We start from the raw sequence: 14,993 nt of genomic DNA on the forward strand, positions 1-14,993 counted from the left end.
GGTCAGCGCAGCAGCCCGACATCGCGAAGGATGATTTCGACCTTTGCGGTTTCCTCGTCGTTCAAGCTGCGCTGTGGCCGCGCCATGGTGTTGGAAGCGATTATGCCGAGGCTCCTCATCGCGGTCTTGAAGGCGCCGACACCGGCCGAGCCGGCGCTTGTCCTGCCGAGCGAAATCCAGACGATCTCGAACAGCTTCAACAGCCGCTCCTGCTCCAGGCGAGCAGCGGCGTGGTCGCCCGCCTGCATCAGGTTCCACAGCTTGACGTAGCCGTGCGGGTCGACATTGGCGAGGCCCGGCACGACACCATGCGCGCCCATGGCAAGCACGCTGTCGACCAGGATCTCGGACCCGGTCATGCCGAAGAAATTCGGATCGTTGGCCATGTCCTTGAGCACGTAACGCAGATTGCCGTCATCGCCGCTGGAATCCTTGATACCGGCGATGACGCCCTCGCTGGCAAGGTCGACGGTGGTCCTGCGCTCCAGCTTGACATGCACGCAGACCGGGATGTCGTAGGCGATGATGGGGATGTCGACCACGTCCTTGATGTAGCGGAAGTGATCGCCGATCTCTGGCTGGCTGGTTCGGGCATAAAAGGGCGCGGTGACCACGATGGCGTCAGCGCCGGCCGATCTGGCTATCGCGGCGTGGTTGATGACACGATCGGTTGTCGGGTCGATCACCCCGGCGAAGATCGGAACACGGCCGTTGTTGACTTTGACCGCGTGCTCGATGATGGCCCTGCGGCCGGCCTCGTCATGGAAGACCACCTCGCTGGTCGAGCCGAGCACGAAGAGCCCGTGAACGCCGCCATCGAGCAGGTTTTCGATCGTCCGCGTAAATGACGCGAAATCGACGGTGAGATCGGCATGGAGCGGAGTGACGACGGGTGGCACGACACCGGTAAACAGGGGCATTTGGTGAACCTTCAAGGTCAGTTGAGATCGGAACGAGGGTCGAATGCATCGCGCAGGCCATCGCCAATGAAATTGATGGCCAGGACGGTGAGCACGAGTACGGCGCCGGGAAACATCCATTGCCAGGGATATTGTTCGAGCACCATGGTGGAGCGGGCGAGATTGAGCATGTTGCCCCAGCTGGCTTCGGGCGGCGCGATGCCGAGGCCGAGGAAGGAAAGGCCGGCCTCGAGCAGAATGGCGTTGGCGATCTGGAGCGTGGCGTAGACGACAAGAATGTCGATGCAGTTCGGCAGGCCGTGACGGAACAGGAGATGCGGCAGCCCCGCCCCCATGCCACGGGCGGCCACGACGAAGTCGCGCTCGCGCAGTTCGAGCAGCCGGGCGCGCACCATGCGCGACAGCACCGGCCATGAGAGCAGCGAGATCACCAGGATGGTCGGCGCGATGCCGGTGCCGGCGATCGAAGCGAGCACGAGCAGGAAGATCACCGGCGGCAAGGTCATTGCGAGATCGACGAAGCGCATCACGGTGCCGTCGACAAGACGCCCGCCGAAGCTGGCGACGGCGCCGACCAGGAAGCCGATGACGATCGAGATGGCGACGGAGCATATGGCGACCAGCAGCGAGATCCGCCCGCCTTGCAGCAGCCGGGCCATGACGTCGCGGCCGACACCGTCGCTGCCCAGCCAATGAATGGCGGACGGTCCCTTGTTGATCGCCCTGAGATCGATGGCGTTGGGGCTGAACGGCCACCATAAAGGATAGGTCGAGACCGCCAGCAGGATGGGGACGACAATCAGCAGACCGGCGCGCGCCGCACGATTTTCAAAGAAGCGGTCGAGCGCGCGGCGGAGCGGTCCCTTGGTTTGCGGCACGGCTGTCGGGTCGACTGTCGGATCCGGCGCGATGATTGTCATCACGACACCTGGATGCGCGGGTCGACGAGCGCGTAGACGATGTCGGTCAGGAGATTGACCAGAATGACGCAGATGCCGATCACCAGAGTGGCGCCCATGATCACCGGGTAATCCCGTGTGCCTACGGCGTTGACCAGCAGCAGGCCCATGCCCGGCCAGTTGAACACACTTTCGAGGAAGATGGCGCCGCCGATCGCGATGCCGACCGTTGATCCGATCAGGGTGATGACCGGCAAAAGCGCATTGCGGGTCGCATGCTTGATGATCACCCAGAATTCGCGCACTCCCTTGGCGCGCGCGGTCCGCACATAGTCCTGGTTGAGCACTTCCAGCAGCGATGCGCGCATGTAGCGCATGATCAGCGCCGCGTGGCCGATGGACAGCAGGCAGGCGGGCAGGACGAGGTGCGCGAGCACGTCCGATACGGAAAATGCAGCGCCGGCGGTCTGCATGCCGCCTGACGGTGCCCAACGCAGCAACACCGAGAAAAAGTACAGTCCCAGAAGTGCCGTCAGGAAAGCCGGGCTGGAGATACCGACGAAAGAGACCACTGACAGCATGATGTCGGGCAGGCCGTTACGGCGGACGGCGCTGAAGATGCCGGCGGAAATGCCGAGCACGATGGCGATGGCCAGGCCCGTGCCCATCAAGAGCGCGGTTGGGCCGATGCGCTCCATGACCAGCGGCAGCACGGCAACGCCGCTGCGCTGGATAGAATAGCCGAAGTCGCCGCTGAGCGCAGCGCCAAGCCAGGCGAGGTATTGGAAGGGCAGCGGCTGGTCGAGCCCAAGCCGGTCACGCAGGACGTCCAGGTCGGAAGCAGACATCGGACTGGACGGGTTGATATACGCGTCGATCGGGTCGCCGGGCGCCAGTCGCAGTAGGATGAAGATGAGGACGCTGAGCGCGACCAGCATCAACAGTCCTATCGCGCTGCGGCGGGCAATGAAGCTCAGCATTGGCTGTCCATGGTGGTGGTGAGCGGAGCCGGCATCATGCCGGCCCCCTTGCACGGCGGGGCCTGGAGTGGCCCCGCCAGGCGTTTTACTGGATGTCCCAGCGTTCCGGGTGGGCCGCATAGGGACCGCCGGCCGGCGCTGGCGTCCAGACAAAGTCATGCAGCTTGTTGGAGGCCACGCCATAGCGGTTGGCCACCCATAATGTCGCCCAGGGTAGATCCTTGTTCATCACCTTGCAGACTTGCTGCCAGGATTGATCGATCTTGGCCGGATCGGTCTGGCCGAGCGCGGCGTCCAATGCAGCGCTCAGATCGTCGAACTCGATGCGCATGGTGTTGAAGCCTGCCGGCGGAATCTGGGACTTGTTGAGACCCGGGCTGATGCCAGCCGGATTCGGACCGTTCTGCAGGCCGGCATAGACCATCGCAAACGCGTTCCAGTCCGGCGTACCTTCCTTGTAGACGATGCCGTTATAAGTCGGCGTATCGACGACGCGCGGCACCACATTGATCCCGACCTCGGCCAGCATCGACTGGATGGCGGCCATCACATTGGCCGCTTGCGGCGAGCCGTAATAGGTCAGCAAGGTGATGGGCTTGTCGGCGTTGATCTTGTCCCAGCCCGCTTCGGCAAGCAGAGCCTTGGCCTTTGCTGGGTCGTAGGCATAGGGTTCGATGCCTTCGGGAACCAGATGCGGCGCGACGTAACCGCAATTGGCCGGTTTGGCCGCCCCGCCATAGAGGCTCTCGATGATGGCATTGCGATCGATCGCATACATGATCGCCTCGCGGACGCGAACATCCTTGAAGAGCTCGACCTTCTGGTTGAGGCCGATATAGTTGACCACATAGGAGGCGCCCTCGATCAGCTTGAAATTGCTGTCGCTCTTGAAGGATGCCGCATCGTCGGGCTCGACATAGGTGAACTGGATTTCGCCGGCGCGCAGCGCGGCAACAGCCGCCGCCGGGCTCTCGAAATACCGATTGATGAGGACATCGGCCTTCGGCTTGCCGCCGCGATAGTCGTCGTCCGCGGCCAGCTCGACATATTGATCGCTGACATAGCGATTGAACTTGAAGGGGCCGGTGCCGACCGGAGTGGTGGACCACCAGGTGCTTGCTGCCAACGTTTCCGGCGGCATCCCGGCCAGGGCATGCTCCGGCAGGATCATCACCTGCGAGAGAATGGACAGGAAGGAGCCGTTGGGCTTCGACAATTTGACGACCGCGGTGCGATCGTCCGGCGCGTCGACCGAGGCGATGTCCCCGAGCCGCGCGGCAAACAGACTGCCGGACGCTTTGTTCCTGGCGAGCTCAAGCGTGAACTTGACGTCCTTGGATGTGAACGGCTTGCCGTCGTGCCAGGTCTCCTGGACAAGGTTGAACGTATAGGTCAGCTGATCGTCGCTGACCTCATAGTCCTTGGCCAGATCGCCTTCGAGCTCGGTCAGATCGGCGTTGTAGATGACCAGCGGCTCAAAATAGGTGCTGAGCCAGGTGAAGCCGCCGGTCGCAGCCAGCGGATTGAAGTTCTTGGGAAAGCCGCCGGGGCCGACGTCGAAGCCTCCGGTTATGGTCTTTGCGTCCTGTGCCTGGACGCTGGCGGCCAGGCCGATGCCGCCGAGCAGCAGCCCGGTGACGGCCAGATGACGAGCGATAGTGTTGATGCGCATGGTTTTCCTCCCTTGGCATTGTCAGGTAGTTCGGCTTTGGGTCAGGTCCTTCGGTTTTTGGCGATAACCTGCTCAATCCCCCGATAGTGGTCGTCGAGGCGCTGGCGCGCCCGGTCGACATCCTTGGCGGCGACCGCCTCGACGATCTCGTGGTGATCGCGCCACGTCGCCAGCGGTGTCGGATTGTCGAGGCTGGTGAAGTTCGAGGCCTTGTTGAACGCCACCCAGAAGATGTCGATCAACGCGCTCAGCATGTGATTGTTCTGGCAGCGGAACAGCAGCTGGTGGAACTGCTGGTCCTCTTCGGCAAAGCTCTCCTGGCGCTCGGCGCGCCGCCGCATGCTTTCGGTCAGCTGGCGCAGCGCGGCGATGTCTTCTGCGCTGATCATTTCGATGGTCTTGGCGATGAGGCCGGTTTCAAGGACGCGGCGGATCTCGCGCAGCTCCTCCACGTCGCGCAACGAATCCTGCAGGCCATATGCCAGGTTATCCAGCAGGGGCTTGAACGAGAATTCCTTGACGAACACGCCGATGCCGCGACGCGTCTCCAGAATGCCGATCGACTCCAACGCCTTGATCGCTTCGCGCACCGAGTTGCGGCCGACGCCGAGCCGCTGCGCCAGGAAGGTCTCAGGAGGCAAGGGATCGCCTGCCTTGAGCTTGTTGCTCTCGATATATTTCCTGAGGCTCTCCTGCACGCTGACGTGAAGCAGCGGCGGTCGGGCCAGCGGTTCGATCGACTTGGGTTCCGGCATTTTGCTCCCAGCGCCGCTGCAACTGCGCCCGATGACGCATCGCAAAGCGGTCGATGCTTGTAGCATAGCGACTTGTAGGATATCCTGCAAGCAAGAGGATACGTCCTGTAATGAAGATCGTCCTGGCCGGCTCAAGCCATTGGCACGCCGAAATGCACCTTGACGCCGCAAGGTCTTGTGGCGCCGAAATTGCCGGCATTTGGGATGAGGACGCGCAACATGCGCGCGCCTTCGCGGCGCGCCATCATTTGCCGTTCATTGCGGATTTTGCGAAAATCCTCTCCAACCAGCCGGACGTCATCCTGCTGATGGGGCATCCTTCGACGGTGCCCGCGCGGGCAAATGCCGTCATCGAAGCCGGCATGCCTCTGATTCTGGAAAAGCCGGCGGCGAGCAACACCGCAGCCTTGGCCGCGCTGCGCGACCTGGCGAGACAACACCAGGCCTTTGTCAGCGTTCCCCTGCCCAACCGCTTTGGGCCGGCCGTCATTGCCTTTGAACGACTGCGCCAGCAAGGCCGTGCCGGTGCGGTTGCGCATTGCCAGTTCCGGCTGGTCAATGGCCCGCCGCAGCGCTACGCGGCCGACGGTGTCGGCTGGGTCGTGGATCCGGCGATCGGCGGTGGTGGTGCGCTGAGAAACCTTGGCATACACGGCGTGGACGCCGCGCTCAGCCTGGCAACCGGCGGGCTTGGCCTGAAAGCCGTTTGGATCAAGAACCGCATTCACCGCGCTCCGGTCGAGGACCATGCGTTGCTTATGCTGGAAGACGCTGCCGGAGCGTTGTTCGTTGTCGAGGCAGGATACACTTTCGCCTCGATGCGCCCTGGCGGCGACTTCGAATGGCGCATCGTCTGCGCCAATGCCACCCTCATCGACCATGGCGACCGCGCCATCTGCGCCACACTCGACGATGGCGCTGTCATCGACTTGCCGATCGAATTGCCGGCGACGCGCTACCGCCTATGCATGAGCGACACGCTCGACCGGCTGGCCCGAAAAGCGCCGCCGGCGACTTCAATCGGTGACTATGTTGCGGCGATGTCGCTGATCGACGCCGCTTATGAAAAGGCAGGACGATGATTGGAATAGGCATTATCGGAGCGGGCGATTTCGGCGCAGCCCATGCAAGGGCAATCGGGCAAGTGCACGGCCTGCATCTCGTCGCATCGTGCCGCGGGAATAAAGATGCCCTGGCCGCCTTCACCGCCGAACACGGTGGTCGCGGCTACACCGACTGGCGCAAGCTGCTTTACGACAAGGATGTCGACACAGTCCTCATCGCCAGCCCCCACCATCTCCATGCCGAAATGGCCATCGGCGCAGCCAGGGCCGGCAAGCACATCATGCTCGAAAAGCCGATGGCGCCGACGGCGGCGGCCTGCGACGCGATCAACGCCGCCGTCGCCGCCAATGGCGTCAAGCTCATGGTCGCGCATCTCATGCATTTCGCCCTGCCCTGCATGGCGGCCAGGCAGGCGCTGGAGGAAGGTGCGCTCGGCCGACCGCTTGTAGGATCAAGCTGGATCATCAAGCTGTGGATGGAGCACAATCGCCGCGACTGGCACCTGCGCAAGGCAACCGGCGGCGGCATGCTGTTGACGGCCGGCATTCATGCGCTCGACCGCCTGGTCTGGCTGATGGATGACGATGTCGTGTCGGTGAGCGCAATGCTTGGCGCCAAGTCCCATGACCAGGAAGCCGACGACACCGCCCTGCTCGGACTACGCTTTGCCGGCGGCGGCCTCGGCCAGGTGCAGAGCGTCGGCTATCGCAACGGCGCCGCCGGCTACGCCATGGACCTGGTCTGCGAGCGGGCAACGCTGCGTATCGACATGGACCGCGGCACGATGCTTGGCCGCGATATGATCTGGGCCGGCCTGCCCGGTTCGTTCGAGCCGAACTGGATGCACAACGCGCTGGTGCGCGAATGGAGCGCGATGCGCGATGCCATTGCCGACGACAAACCTGTGCCGGTCTCCGGCACCTACGGTCGCAAGATCATCGGCATCATCGAGGCCGCCTTTGCGTCGAACGAAACGCGCCGCGAACACGAGATCGCCGGTGCGCGCTGACGACCACCTGACCCACTTGCCCGCACACGCGCCGCGCGGCGTCTGGGGCGCGGTGATGCTGGCCATCGACGATCGCGGCACAATCGACTGGGAGGCGACGAGTGAGACGATGGCACGGCTGTGCGCGACCGGTGTCGACGGCATCTACTGCAACGGCACGGCCTGCGAATTCCACTGCCAGACCGAACCCGAGTTCGACCGTCTTTGCGAACTGGTAGCGGCGATCGCCGGCCGCGCGCGCCTCCCCTTCCAGATCGGCATCAGCCAGTCCAATCCGCGCGTCGCGCGCGAGCGGCTGATGCGGGTGTCGGCGCTTCGCCCGGCGGCAGTGCAATTCACCTTGCCCGACTGGTGGCCGCCCAGCGACGGCGAGGTCATGCGCTTCGTCGGCGGCCTGTGCGAGACCGCGCCCAACATGCCGCTGGTGCTCTACAATCCGCCGCACGCCAAGCGCCGCCTGACGCTCGAAGGCATCGCCAGGCTGCGTGCAGCCATGCCGTTGCTGGTTGGCGCCAAGCTGCCGGGCGGCGATACCAGCTGGTACGCCGACATGCGCCGCGAACTGCCGGGATTTTCGGTGTTCGTGCCGGGCCATGCGCTGGCGACGGGATTTGCCCAGGGCGCCCACGGCAGCTATTCCAACGTCGCCTGCCTCAACCCGAAGGGCGCGGTGATGTGGTGGCGCATGATCCGCACCGACGCGGCAGCTGCGGCCGAGGTCGAGGCGCGCATCCAGGCCTTTTTCGCCACACAGGTCCTGCCTTTTCGCGCTCGCTACGATGTCGGTGATGCGGCGCTCGACAAAGCGATGGCGGCGGCCGGCGGCTGGGCGCCGCTTGGCCCGCGACTGCTGTGGCCTTACAGCTCGGTTCCCGACGAGGAGATCGCGACACTGGCCGAAGCCGCACGCAGGGCCTTCCCCGAATGGTGGCAGTGACCGTCGGTTCAAGGTGCAACCATAAAGCCGATCCTGGATGGAGGAAGAGCAGCGATCATACGAGCCTCGCAGTCCCGAAGCAGATCGCCTCGAAGGCGATGACCGGCGGCAGATCCGCCCAGCCGTCAGCTTGCGCGGCAGTGATCACCAGATCCATCCCGGCGATCGGCACCCGTGCCTGCTCTGATCCAAAAGGTAGAAACACGGCCTTGTTCCGGATTTGACGCATGGCGCACTCGTGGTCATGCTGGGCCGATGACAAGGGGTGTTCTGCTGGACCTTGCAGGCGTCATCTATGATGGCGAGACCGCCATACCAGGCGGGGTCGACGCCGTCGCGCGTTTGCGCCAGGCTGGTTTTACCCTACGCTTCGTAAGCAATACCACGCGCTCGCCCAAACAGAGGGTTCTCCAACGTCTGGAGGCGATGGGGCTAAGCCTTGCCAAGGCAGATGTTTTCACGCCGGCGCACGCTGCACGCGATTGGCTACTTCGCAATGGCTGTGCGCCATACTTGTTGATTCACCCCGGCCTTGCGTCGGATTTTTACGAACTGCCGGATCGCGACAGGCGCGCCGTCATCGTCGGCGACGCCGGAGAGGCCTTCACCTATGCGGCGTTGAATGACGCGTTCCGCGAGCTTGAGCGCGGCGCCGAATTGCTGGCCCTTGCCAGCAACCGCACGTTTCGGGATGCCGACGGCGGGCTCAGCCTCGATGCAGGGCCATTCGTCGCGGCGTTGGAATTTGCCTCGCTGAAACGCGCAACCGTCCTCGGCAAGCCTTCGTCGGCATTCTTTCTGGCGGCGCTGGCAAGCATGGATTGTCGGCCAGATCAGGCGATCATGGTCGGCGACGACGCCGAGGCCGATATAGCTGGCGCCCTGCGCGCCGGACTGTCAGGCGCATTGCTGGTGCGCACGGGTAAATACCGGCGGGGCGACGAGAAACGGTTTGATCCGCGCCCGACCGCAACCGTAGCCGATCTCGCGGCGGCAGCCGACTGGATCATTGCGCACCAGGACTGATCGAGGCTCGTGTCACAACCGGCGCATCGCGGCGCCGATCGTGTTTGGGTATCCTACAGTCGCTGAATGGAGATCCTGCCACCCCTCACCTCTACGATCCGTGGAAAGGAAACGACGATGAGTGATATCGACAGCAAAGAGTTCGTTCTTGCGGGCGTCGTCATGAAACGCCTGTTATCCGGAGAACAGACCGCAGGGCAGTTCTGCCTCTTCGAGAACCAAAGCGACGGAAACACGAGGACGCCGATACATGTCCACGCCAAGGACGACGAGACGGTTTACATTGTCGAAGGCGAGCTGACTGCGGTGCTCGACGGCCAAGCTAGACGCCTGATCGCAGGCGAGAGCATCTTCCTGCCGCGCGGCATTCCGCACCAGCTTATGAACATGAGCGGCAATCCTTGCAGATATATCTTGATCGGAGCCCCAGCTCTGTTCGACCGGTTTCTCGAGGAAGGTGGCCACGAACTTCAACCGGACGAAATGGTAGGACCGCCGACAGCCGAGGAGATCGAGCGTCTCCGCCAAGCTTCGCCAAGGTTCGGCATCACTTTGCTTTCGGATTGGCCAAAGGCAAAGCTGGGCTCGCAGATACGACCGTGATCCCACCTCACTGCGACGTCCTGATGCAGGTGAACCATCACAACCCAGTTGCTCCTGGTTGCGCACTAGCGGACAACCTGCCCTCCGACAAGGGCCTTGCATTGGACAGGCGTGCCATCATTTGACGTATAGATTCACGTCAAGTGATGGAGAGAGTTGATGGTTCCCGCCGCGCCCCGGCCATCTATCGGATGGGATGACTTGGCGAGGTGATCCAACGCCAACGGTCCAAGGCCAGCGGTGGGCGCCCGATCGGCCGAGATCAACCGCATGGCGAGCGCCTTCGAGCATGATAACCTCAAGAGGGCGCTAGCGCTCTAAGCGCGAAGACATTTCTAGAAGATTTCGGCCAGCCACGAGCAGCACCGGCACCGGAGGGTGTGCACGACCGAAGTCAGAATCCGCCTAATTGCACGGTAGCCGCCGACTACTGCATGCCTCGCTGGAAGGTCTGTCGCTGGGTGTGACGAGTGCCATCAACGAGAAGGAGAAAATAGACGAAGAGGCCCAAAACCATTTCTCTCGGGAATGGTGAACTCACCAGATAGAACTCAATTAAAACTAAAAGAATTAGGCGTAAGCCACTGATATGTAGTGATTTGTGGGGTCGGAAAACTTGCTCATCATATTGATTTCATTGTCTTTTTCGCGGGCTAAAATTGGAAATCTTCCCGTATTATTGCCATAAGGCCGAAATTCCCAGCTACTTCTCAGCCCGCAACAGATGTCGACAACCGATAGGCCAAAAGCGGTTACCCCTGCTCGTATAAAAGAACACGACCCACTGGCAGAAGCTGATCGAAATAGTCGAAGTCGCGCACATTGCGTGTGAGAATGATCCAGCCGCGTTCCAGCGCTTGGAGATATAAGCTCGCATCGTTCAGCAGGGTTTGCCTCTCGCCGCGGTCGGCGCCTGACAGACGCGCCACCAAGCCAGCTAGCATTCCGGCCTCGCCTATAGCGGTTTGCGATGGGGAAAAGAGCCGGTGGCCGGGTATGTCTTCGAGGGTGCGCCGGATTTCGCGTAACACGGTCTTCGTGGCCGGGTGCAACGGATCGAGGCGACCGAACAGGTGCGTCAACTCAGCCAAGCAAACGGTGGAGTGATTGACAATCCGGGTCTCAAGCAGTTCGTCCACGCTTACGGGGGAGCGCCCTTGCAGCACGTCGATATAGACGCAGGTATCGAGCAGCAGCTCAAGGCCAGCTGAAATCGGCTTCTGAAGAATAGGCAGATCGGCGGCCGAGCGACGTTGGATCGCATCTGTGGTGCGCTGCGGCTTGATCCGCCGCAGCGCACGGGACAGATCAAAACTCAAGGTCGATTTCTTTCGCGACCCGGCCCTTCCGGCGAACGAGCTTCACCCCAAAGTCGTCCTCAAGCGCGACCTTCGCGAGGGCGTATTCCAGTAGTTCTGTATCGGCGGTAATGCCGGACTTTTCCTTGGCGGCCGCTATGAGGTCGCGTCGGATCCGACCGCCGATCCGGCCATTCTCGCCGTCAAGCAGCCCGAGCTGCCGCGCCGTATCAACGACCGTTCGCCGCCGCAGACTTGCCTGAATCGCTGGAAGCTGAGTATCATGGGACGACTTCAGCATCAAAAAATCTCCTGTTAGACAAAATAGCAATTCTGGCCAACAGATTCAAGATGCGGACTTTTGATCCGACGCTCACCACCACGCCTGCAGCAGTTTGGTTGGTTTGAAACTTCCCCCTCAAAACCGATCCGGAGCGGCCTCTTCATCATTGCGGCTCTCGTTCGTACTCCCACAAAAGGTTATCCGCGTCGCAGGGCTTCCAGATCGCGTCGCGCCTCCACCGCAGCCTGCGGCTCGACCAGCAGCCCCTGTCGTTCTTAGCGGCGGCGGCTTCGGGTGAAGCGCACGACGACAGCGTATCGCCCGCTTTTCGCCTTTGCCCGCCGCGTGAGCAAAGCATCGCCCGCCGCCAAGTACTCGAGATCATCGAGCCCAACGCAGCGCAAGCAGGCAGGGCCGGTATTTTCCATTATTAGCAAATCCGCCGCACCGGTGGCAGATCCACTCTTCGTTTAAGGGTTGGACGACCACCAGCTCCGGCGCTCGGCTTGCTTTCTCCGCCAGGCGTTCGCGCAGTCTCGGAAAGCTCTCCGGCAATCCAGTGGGTCCTGTGCAGCCCCTCAATTATAGGATGTCCGCTTCTACTGAAGCGCAGCGTCCGGCGTTGCGGCGTGCGCGCGACATACTGCGTTGGGCTTGCTGACAATCCTCGTTCGGTGCCCATGAGCGGAACAGCTTCATGGCTTCCGAGATGCGCGACAGATTGGTCTGGACGACACGCTCAAGGCAATCAATCTGCCCGCGCCGCCAGCGCTCTACCGCTCCAGCGTCAAGCCACCCAATCCCGACGAGTACGTCTATGGAACTCACATAGCCCTTTGCGGCAAGCGCCGCCTCCGCAACTAGCCGCTTCCGAGGGCGCGGACCAGCCTTCATCCGCCCAGGGCCGACACGTGTTTCATATCCTGCCGGCGCTGGTTCGCGCGCCGCTCGTAACTGGCCTGGTTGTTGATGGCGACCAACGTGTGCGGGCTGCCGCGCCTTTCGGTTGCGAGGTCAAGGTCGCAAGGAGCGTTTCGGACGCTCTGCTCGACGTGGGTCCGCCGGTTCTGGGCCGCCCTCAGGCGCCATTGCTGTCGATGAGGGTCAACCAGGAATGCGCCGAGTGCGCGACAGTCGTCGCATGTGCATTTGAGCGGGTTGGTCCGCGACCAGTCTCGCGGGGCTCCAGCGGTAGCGCGATGCGCCTGCGCAGATGGTCGAGAGCCGCCTCGCGCATCTGGCCGACGGCGGCAACGCCATGCTTTCCGCCCGCTTGGCGAAGGCCAGTGCCGCCGGGACCAGCACAGCGTCCGGCGTATAGGTCCTGGGCCAGGCCAGCAGGTGCTCGATCGCGCGCGTCGCGAGTCCGGCATCGATCTTGCTCGTCGCCGTCAGGAGATCGACGACGAAGTCCGGCGGTACCGACATAGGTCGCGCCCAAGGGGCGAGCTTCACACGCTTTGGTCGCCTGGCAAGACGTCGATCAAGGCTGCGCCGATCTGCGCCTCGTCGACAGAAACGGTCGGCGCCGCTACGCAACGCACCAGCAAATCGCCGCAGCCGCCGAGATGGGTCGAGACATGGCGCGCAGGGGACGATACCGATGCCGATCGGATGCTCGACTTGCAGGTCCGGCTGAGGAATTCGGCGCGCATCGATGAGTTTCTCGCGGAGCTGTCTGCCACGGGCCATAGAAAAGTCATCGTCCGAAACCGGCGTTTTCCGGCAGCCAGAGCGACAGCTGCGGAAACAGCCAGATCAGGAAGAGACCTGCGATCATCAGAAGCACATAGGGTGCGGCACCGCGGACGATTTCCGACAGGCGGGCGTTGGTGATGCCTTTCAGCACGAACAGATTCATCCCCACCGGTGGCGTGATCAGCGCCAGCTCGAGATTGATCATCAACATGACGCCGTACCAGATCGGATTGATCTCGAGCGCCACCATAGACGGCAGAATGATGGGCGTGGTGATCAGGATGATGGCAATGGTTTCCAGGAACATGCCAAGGATGAAGATCGCCACCATAACGACGAATATGAAACCCGTTTGCGACAGGCCGAGCGCGGCAACGCCTTCCATGACTTCGGCTGGCAGCCGGATGATGGTGACGGCGTGGCCGAACAGTCCTGCGGCGGCGATGATCATGAACAGCATTGCGCTGGTGCGCATCGTTTGCCATGTGCAGTCCCAAAGGTCGGCCAGCGAAACGTTGCGGTAGACCAGAAGCGCCACGGCCAGCGCATAGACCGCTCCTACAGCCGCTGCTTCCGCGGCAGTGAAGATGCCGAGATAGATGCCGCCGAGTATGATGGGCGGCATCATCACCGCCCAGATCGATTTCCAGAAAGCGCTTAGAACCGCGCGTGTTCCCGGCCATGCTTGGGCTCTGGTCTCGCCATGTGCGTTGGCCTGGAACCAGGAGAAAACGGCGAAAACCGCCGCCATGATCAGCCCTGGGATAAACCCGGCCAGGAACAACGCGCCAATCGAAGCGTCGGTGACGATCGCATAGAGGATCATTGGTCCGGATGGCGGGATCAGGATGCCCAGCGTGCCGCCTGCGGCGATGATGCCGTAGGTATCTCGCGGCCGGTAGCCGAAGCGCTGCATCTGCGGGATCGCGGTCGAGCCGATGGTTAGCGCGGTTGCGACCGACGAACCCGAAATCGTCGAAAAGATCGTGCAGGACAGGATGGTCGCGAAGCCGAGACCTCCCTTGATGTGGCCGACCAGCTTGTTGGCCATGTCGAAAAGGTCGTCGACGACCTTGGCCTTTATCATGACATGCGCCATGAAGGCGAACATCGGTATGGTCGCAAGCAACGGGTTGTTGAGGCTCGCGAAGACAGTGTCCGCCATGCTTTCGACCTTGCCTTCAAAAATAGCAAGCACGGCAAGTGACGACAGCGCTAGCGCCGCGAAAATCGGCATGCCCGTCAGGAGCAGAATAACCAGAAAGCCTAGGATCAGAACGATGGTCATCGTTTTGGCTCGCCGAAAAGGCGCAGCGCCATCGACAGTGCGACCAGGCCGAGGAGAATGGCGCCGATGACCATCGTCGACTGCGGGATCCACATCGGGATGCTGAGATAGCCGGTCGAATAGGCGCCGAACATGCGCGAGAAAAGGACGGTGTGCCAGGAAGTGATCAACAAAAGCGCAGAGAATACCAGCACCGCGACACACGACCACAATTCCAGCCACCAGTGCAGCTTGGGACCGAGATGATCGAACAGGATGTCGATGCGGATGTGATCGCCACGCCGCAAGGATTCCGCGGCGCCGAACATCACGATCGCTACCACCAGGAAGCCGGTCGCCTCATCGACGCCCATGATCGGGCGCCCCAGGAAATAGCGGTTGAAGACGCTTACGGCCGTCAGCGCGAGCACGACAAGGACAATTAGGCAGCTGATCGCCCCACCCGCCATCGATATGGCGGTAACCACCCGCTCCGGCAGCGAGGAGGCGCGCGGCGACTCCTCCTCTTCCGCAGACGCGACATGGTCCGACATGACCGCCGGTTCGATATCGTCCGTCAT

The 14,993-nt window shown here is 62.3% G+C and carries 17 protein-coding genes; 5 read left to right on the forward strand and 12 right to left on the reverse strand.

What is annotated here, in order from left to right:
• Positions 1–2 precede the first annotated feature (2 nt).
• The 5 genes from AC0NID_RS27735 to AC0NID_RS27755 form a co-directional block, all read right to left on the reverse strand.
• Complete coding sequence (locus AC0NID_RS27735) at positions 3–920, reverse strand: dihydrodipicolinate synthase family protein (protein ID WP_473457507.1); 918 nt, start codon at positions 918–920, stop codon at positions 3–5.
• A gap of 17 nt (positions 921–937) precedes the next feature.
• The gene (locus AC0NID_RS27740; protein ID WP_473457509.1) at positions 938–1,840 is read right to left on the reverse strand and encodes an ABC transporter permease; all 903 of its coding nucleotides are present in this window, start codon (positions 1,838–1,840) and stop codon (positions 938–940) included.
• Positions 1,840–2,799 (reverse strand): ABC transporter permease, encoded by a 960-nt coding sequence (locus AC0NID_RS27745; protein WP_473457511.1) that lies wholly within the window; start codon positions 2,797–2,799, stop codon positions 1,840–1,842. The genes AC0NID_RS27740 and AC0NID_RS27745 overlap by 1 nt, the downstream gene beginning before the upstream one ends.
• An 85-nt stretch (positions 2,800–2,884) precedes the next feature.
• A complete protein-coding gene (locus tag AC0NID_RS27750) occupies positions 2,885–4,471 on the reverse strand; it encodes an ABC transporter substrate-binding protein (RefSeq protein ID WP_473457512.1) in 1,587 nt (528 codons plus the stop codon).
• A 41-nt stretch (positions 4,472–4,512) separates the two neighbouring features.
• Positions 4,513–5,226 carry a FadR/GntR family transcriptional regulator gene (locus AC0NID_RS27755; RefSeq protein WP_473457514.1) on the reverse strand — a complete coding sequence of 238 codons (714 nt, stop codon included), beginning with the start codon at positions 5,224–5,226 and terminating at the stop codon, positions 4,513–4,515.
• Between the two features lie 110 nt (positions 5,227–5,336).
• Here AC0NID_RS27755 and AC0NID_RS27760 point away from each other — a divergent pair, with 110 nt between their 5' ends.
• From AC0NID_RS27760 to AC0NID_RS27770, 3 genes are read left to right on the forward strand one after another with little or no spacing between them, the layout of a single operon-like run.
• Positions 5,337–6,308 carry a Gfo/Idh/MocA family protein gene (locus tag AC0NID_RS27760; protein ID WP_473457516.1) on the forward strand — a complete coding sequence of 324 codons (972 nt, stop codon included), beginning with the start codon at positions 5,337–5,339 and terminating at the stop codon, positions 6,306–6,308.
• Positions 6,305–7,300 carry a Gfo/Idh/MocA family protein gene (locus tag AC0NID_RS27765; protein ID WP_473457518.1) on the forward strand — a complete coding sequence of 332 codons (996 nt, stop codon included), beginning with the start codon at positions 6,305–6,307 and terminating at the stop codon, positions 7,298–7,300. The genes AC0NID_RS27760 and AC0NID_RS27765 overlap by 4 nt, the downstream gene beginning before the upstream one ends.
• 55 nt (positions 7,301–7,355) lie before the next feature.
• A complete protein-coding gene (locus AC0NID_RS27770; protein ID WP_474033482.1) occupies positions 7,356–8,237 on the forward strand; it encodes a dihydrodipicolinate synthase family protein in 882 nt (293 codons plus the stop codon).
• Between the two features lie 55 nt (positions 8,238–8,292).
• Here AC0NID_RS27770 and AC0NID_RS27775 read toward each other — a convergent pair whose 3' ends face one another.
• A complete protein-coding gene (locus AC0NID_RS27775; RefSeq protein WP_473562971.1) occupies positions 8,293–8,466 on the reverse strand; it encodes a hypothetical protein in 174 nt (57 codons plus the stop codon).
• Positions 8,467–8,492: 26 nt separating this feature from the next.
• Here AC0NID_RS27775 and AC0NID_RS27780 point away from each other — a divergent pair, with 26 nt between their 5' ends.
• On the forward strand, positions 8,493–9,263 hold the full coding sequence (locus AC0NID_RS27780) for a TIGR01458 family HAD-type hydrolase (RefSeq protein WP_473457521.1): 771 nt from the start codon (positions 8,493–8,495) through the stop codon (positions 9,261–9,263).
• 117 nt (positions 9,264–9,380) lie between these two features.
• Positions 9,381–9,866, forward strand: coding sequence for a cupin domain-containing protein (locus AC0NID_RS27785; RefSeq protein ID WP_473457522.1), 486 nt, complete (start codon positions 9,381–9,383; stop codon positions 9,864–9,866).
• Between the two features lie 752 nt (positions 9,867–10,618).
• Here AC0NID_RS27785 and AC0NID_RS27790 read toward each other — a convergent pair.
• From AC0NID_RS27790 to AC0NID_RS27815, 6 genes are all read right to left on the reverse strand, one after another.
• A complete protein-coding gene (locus tag AC0NID_RS27790; RefSeq protein ID WP_473522321.1) occupies positions 10,619–11,185 on the reverse strand; it encodes a type II toxin-antitoxin system VapC family toxin in 567 nt (188 codons plus the stop codon).
• Positions 11,175–11,465, reverse strand: a complete 291-nt coding sequence (locus AC0NID_RS27795) for a hypothetical protein (protein ID WP_473457524.1) — start codon at positions 11,463–11,465, stop codon at positions 11,175–11,177. The genes AC0NID_RS27790 and AC0NID_RS27795 overlap by 11 nt, the downstream gene beginning before the upstream one ends.
• Positions 11,466–12,551: 1,086 nt before the next feature.
• Complete coding sequence (locus tag AC0NID_RS27800) at positions 12,552–12,875, reverse strand: hypothetical protein (RefSeq protein ID WP_473457525.1); 324 nt, start codon at positions 12,873–12,875, stop codon at positions 12,552–12,554.
• Between the two features lie 23 nt (positions 12,876–12,898).
• A complete protein-coding gene (locus AC0NID_RS27805) occupies positions 12,899–13,102 on the reverse strand; it encodes a hypothetical protein (protein ID WP_473457526.1) in 204 nt (67 codons plus the stop codon).
• Between the two features lie 44 nt (positions 13,103–13,146).
• On the reverse strand, positions 13,147–14,433 hold the full coding sequence (locus AC0NID_RS27810) for a TRAP transporter large permease (protein WP_473457527.1): 1,287 nt from the start codon (positions 14,431–14,433) through the stop codon (positions 13,147–13,149).
• On the reverse strand, positions 14,430–14,993 hold the full coding sequence (locus tag AC0NID_RS27815; RefSeq protein ID WP_473457528.1) for a TRAP transporter small permease subunit: 564 nt from the start codon (positions 14,991–14,993) through the stop codon (positions 14,430–14,432). The genes AC0NID_RS27810 and AC0NID_RS27815 overlap by 4 nt, the downstream gene beginning before the upstream one ends.

The sequence above is a fragment of the Mesorhizobium sp. WSM4821 genome, from assembly GCF_055901555.1.

Excerpts from the sequence above, each read along its gene's own strand:
- AC0NID_RS27735 (WP_473457507.1), bottom strand. The coding sequence starts at position 920 with ATGCCCCTGTTTACCGGTGTCGTGCCACCCGTCGTCACTCCGCTCCAT.
- AC0NID_RS27740 (WP_473457509.1), bottom strand. The coding sequence starts at position 1,840 with ATGACAATCATCGCGCCGGATCCGACAGTCGACCCGACAGCCGTGCCG.
- AC0NID_RS27745 (WP_473457511.1), bottom strand. The coding sequence starts at position 2,799 with ATGCTGAGCTTCATTGCCCGCCGCAGCGCGATAGGACTGTTGATGCTG.
- AC0NID_RS27750 (WP_473457512.1), bottom strand. The coding sequence starts at position 4,471 with ATGCGCATCAACACTATCGCTCGTCATCTGGCCGTCACCGGGCTGCTG.
- AC0NID_RS27755 (WP_473457514.1), bottom strand. The coding sequence starts at position 5,226 with ATGCCGGAACCCAAGTCGATCGAACCGCTGGCCCGACCGCCGCTGCTT.
- AC0NID_RS27760 (WP_473457516.1), top strand. The coding sequence starts at position 5,337 with ATGAAGATCGTCCTGGCCGGCTCAAGCCATTGGCACGCCGAAATGCAC.
- AC0NID_RS27765 (WP_473457518.1), top strand. The coding sequence starts at position 6,305 with ATGATTGGAATAGGCATTATCGGAGCGGGCGATTTCGGCGCAGCCCAT.
- AC0NID_RS27770 (WP_474033482.1), top strand. The coding sequence starts at position 7,356 with ATGCTGGCCATCGACGATCGCGGCACAATCGACTGGGAGGCGACGAGT.
- AC0NID_RS27775 (WP_473562971.1), bottom strand. The coding sequence starts at position 8,466 with ATGCGTCAAATCCGGAACAAGGCCGTGTTTCTACCTTTTGGATCAGAG.
- AC0NID_RS27780 (WP_473457521.1), top strand. The coding sequence starts at position 8,493 with ATGACAAGGGGTGTTCTGCTGGACCTTGCAGGCGTCATCTATGATGGC.
- AC0NID_RS27785 (WP_473457522.1), top strand. The coding sequence starts at position 9,381 with ATGAGTGATATCGACAGCAAAGAGTTCGTTCTTGCGGGCGTCGTCATG.
- AC0NID_RS27795 (WP_473457524.1), bottom strand. The coding sequence starts at position 11,465 with ATGCTGAAGTCGTCCCATGATACTCAGCTTCCAGCGATTCAGGCAAGT.
- AC0NID_RS27800 (WP_473457525.1), bottom strand. The coding sequence starts at position 12,875 with ATGTCGGTACCGCCGGACTTCGTCGTCGATCTCCTGACGGCGACGAGC.
- AC0NID_RS27805 (WP_473457526.1), bottom strand. The coding sequence starts at position 13,102 with ATGCGCGCCGAATTCCTCAGCCGGACCTGCAAGTCGAGCATCCGATCG.
- AC0NID_RS27810 (WP_473457527.1), bottom strand. The coding sequence starts at position 14,433 with ATGACCATCGTTCTGATCCTAGGCTTTCTGGTTATTCTGCTCCTGACG.
- AC0NID_RS27815 (WP_473457528.1), bottom strand. The coding sequence starts at position 14,993 with ATGACGGACGATATCGAACCGGCGGTCATGTCGGACCATGTCGCGTCT.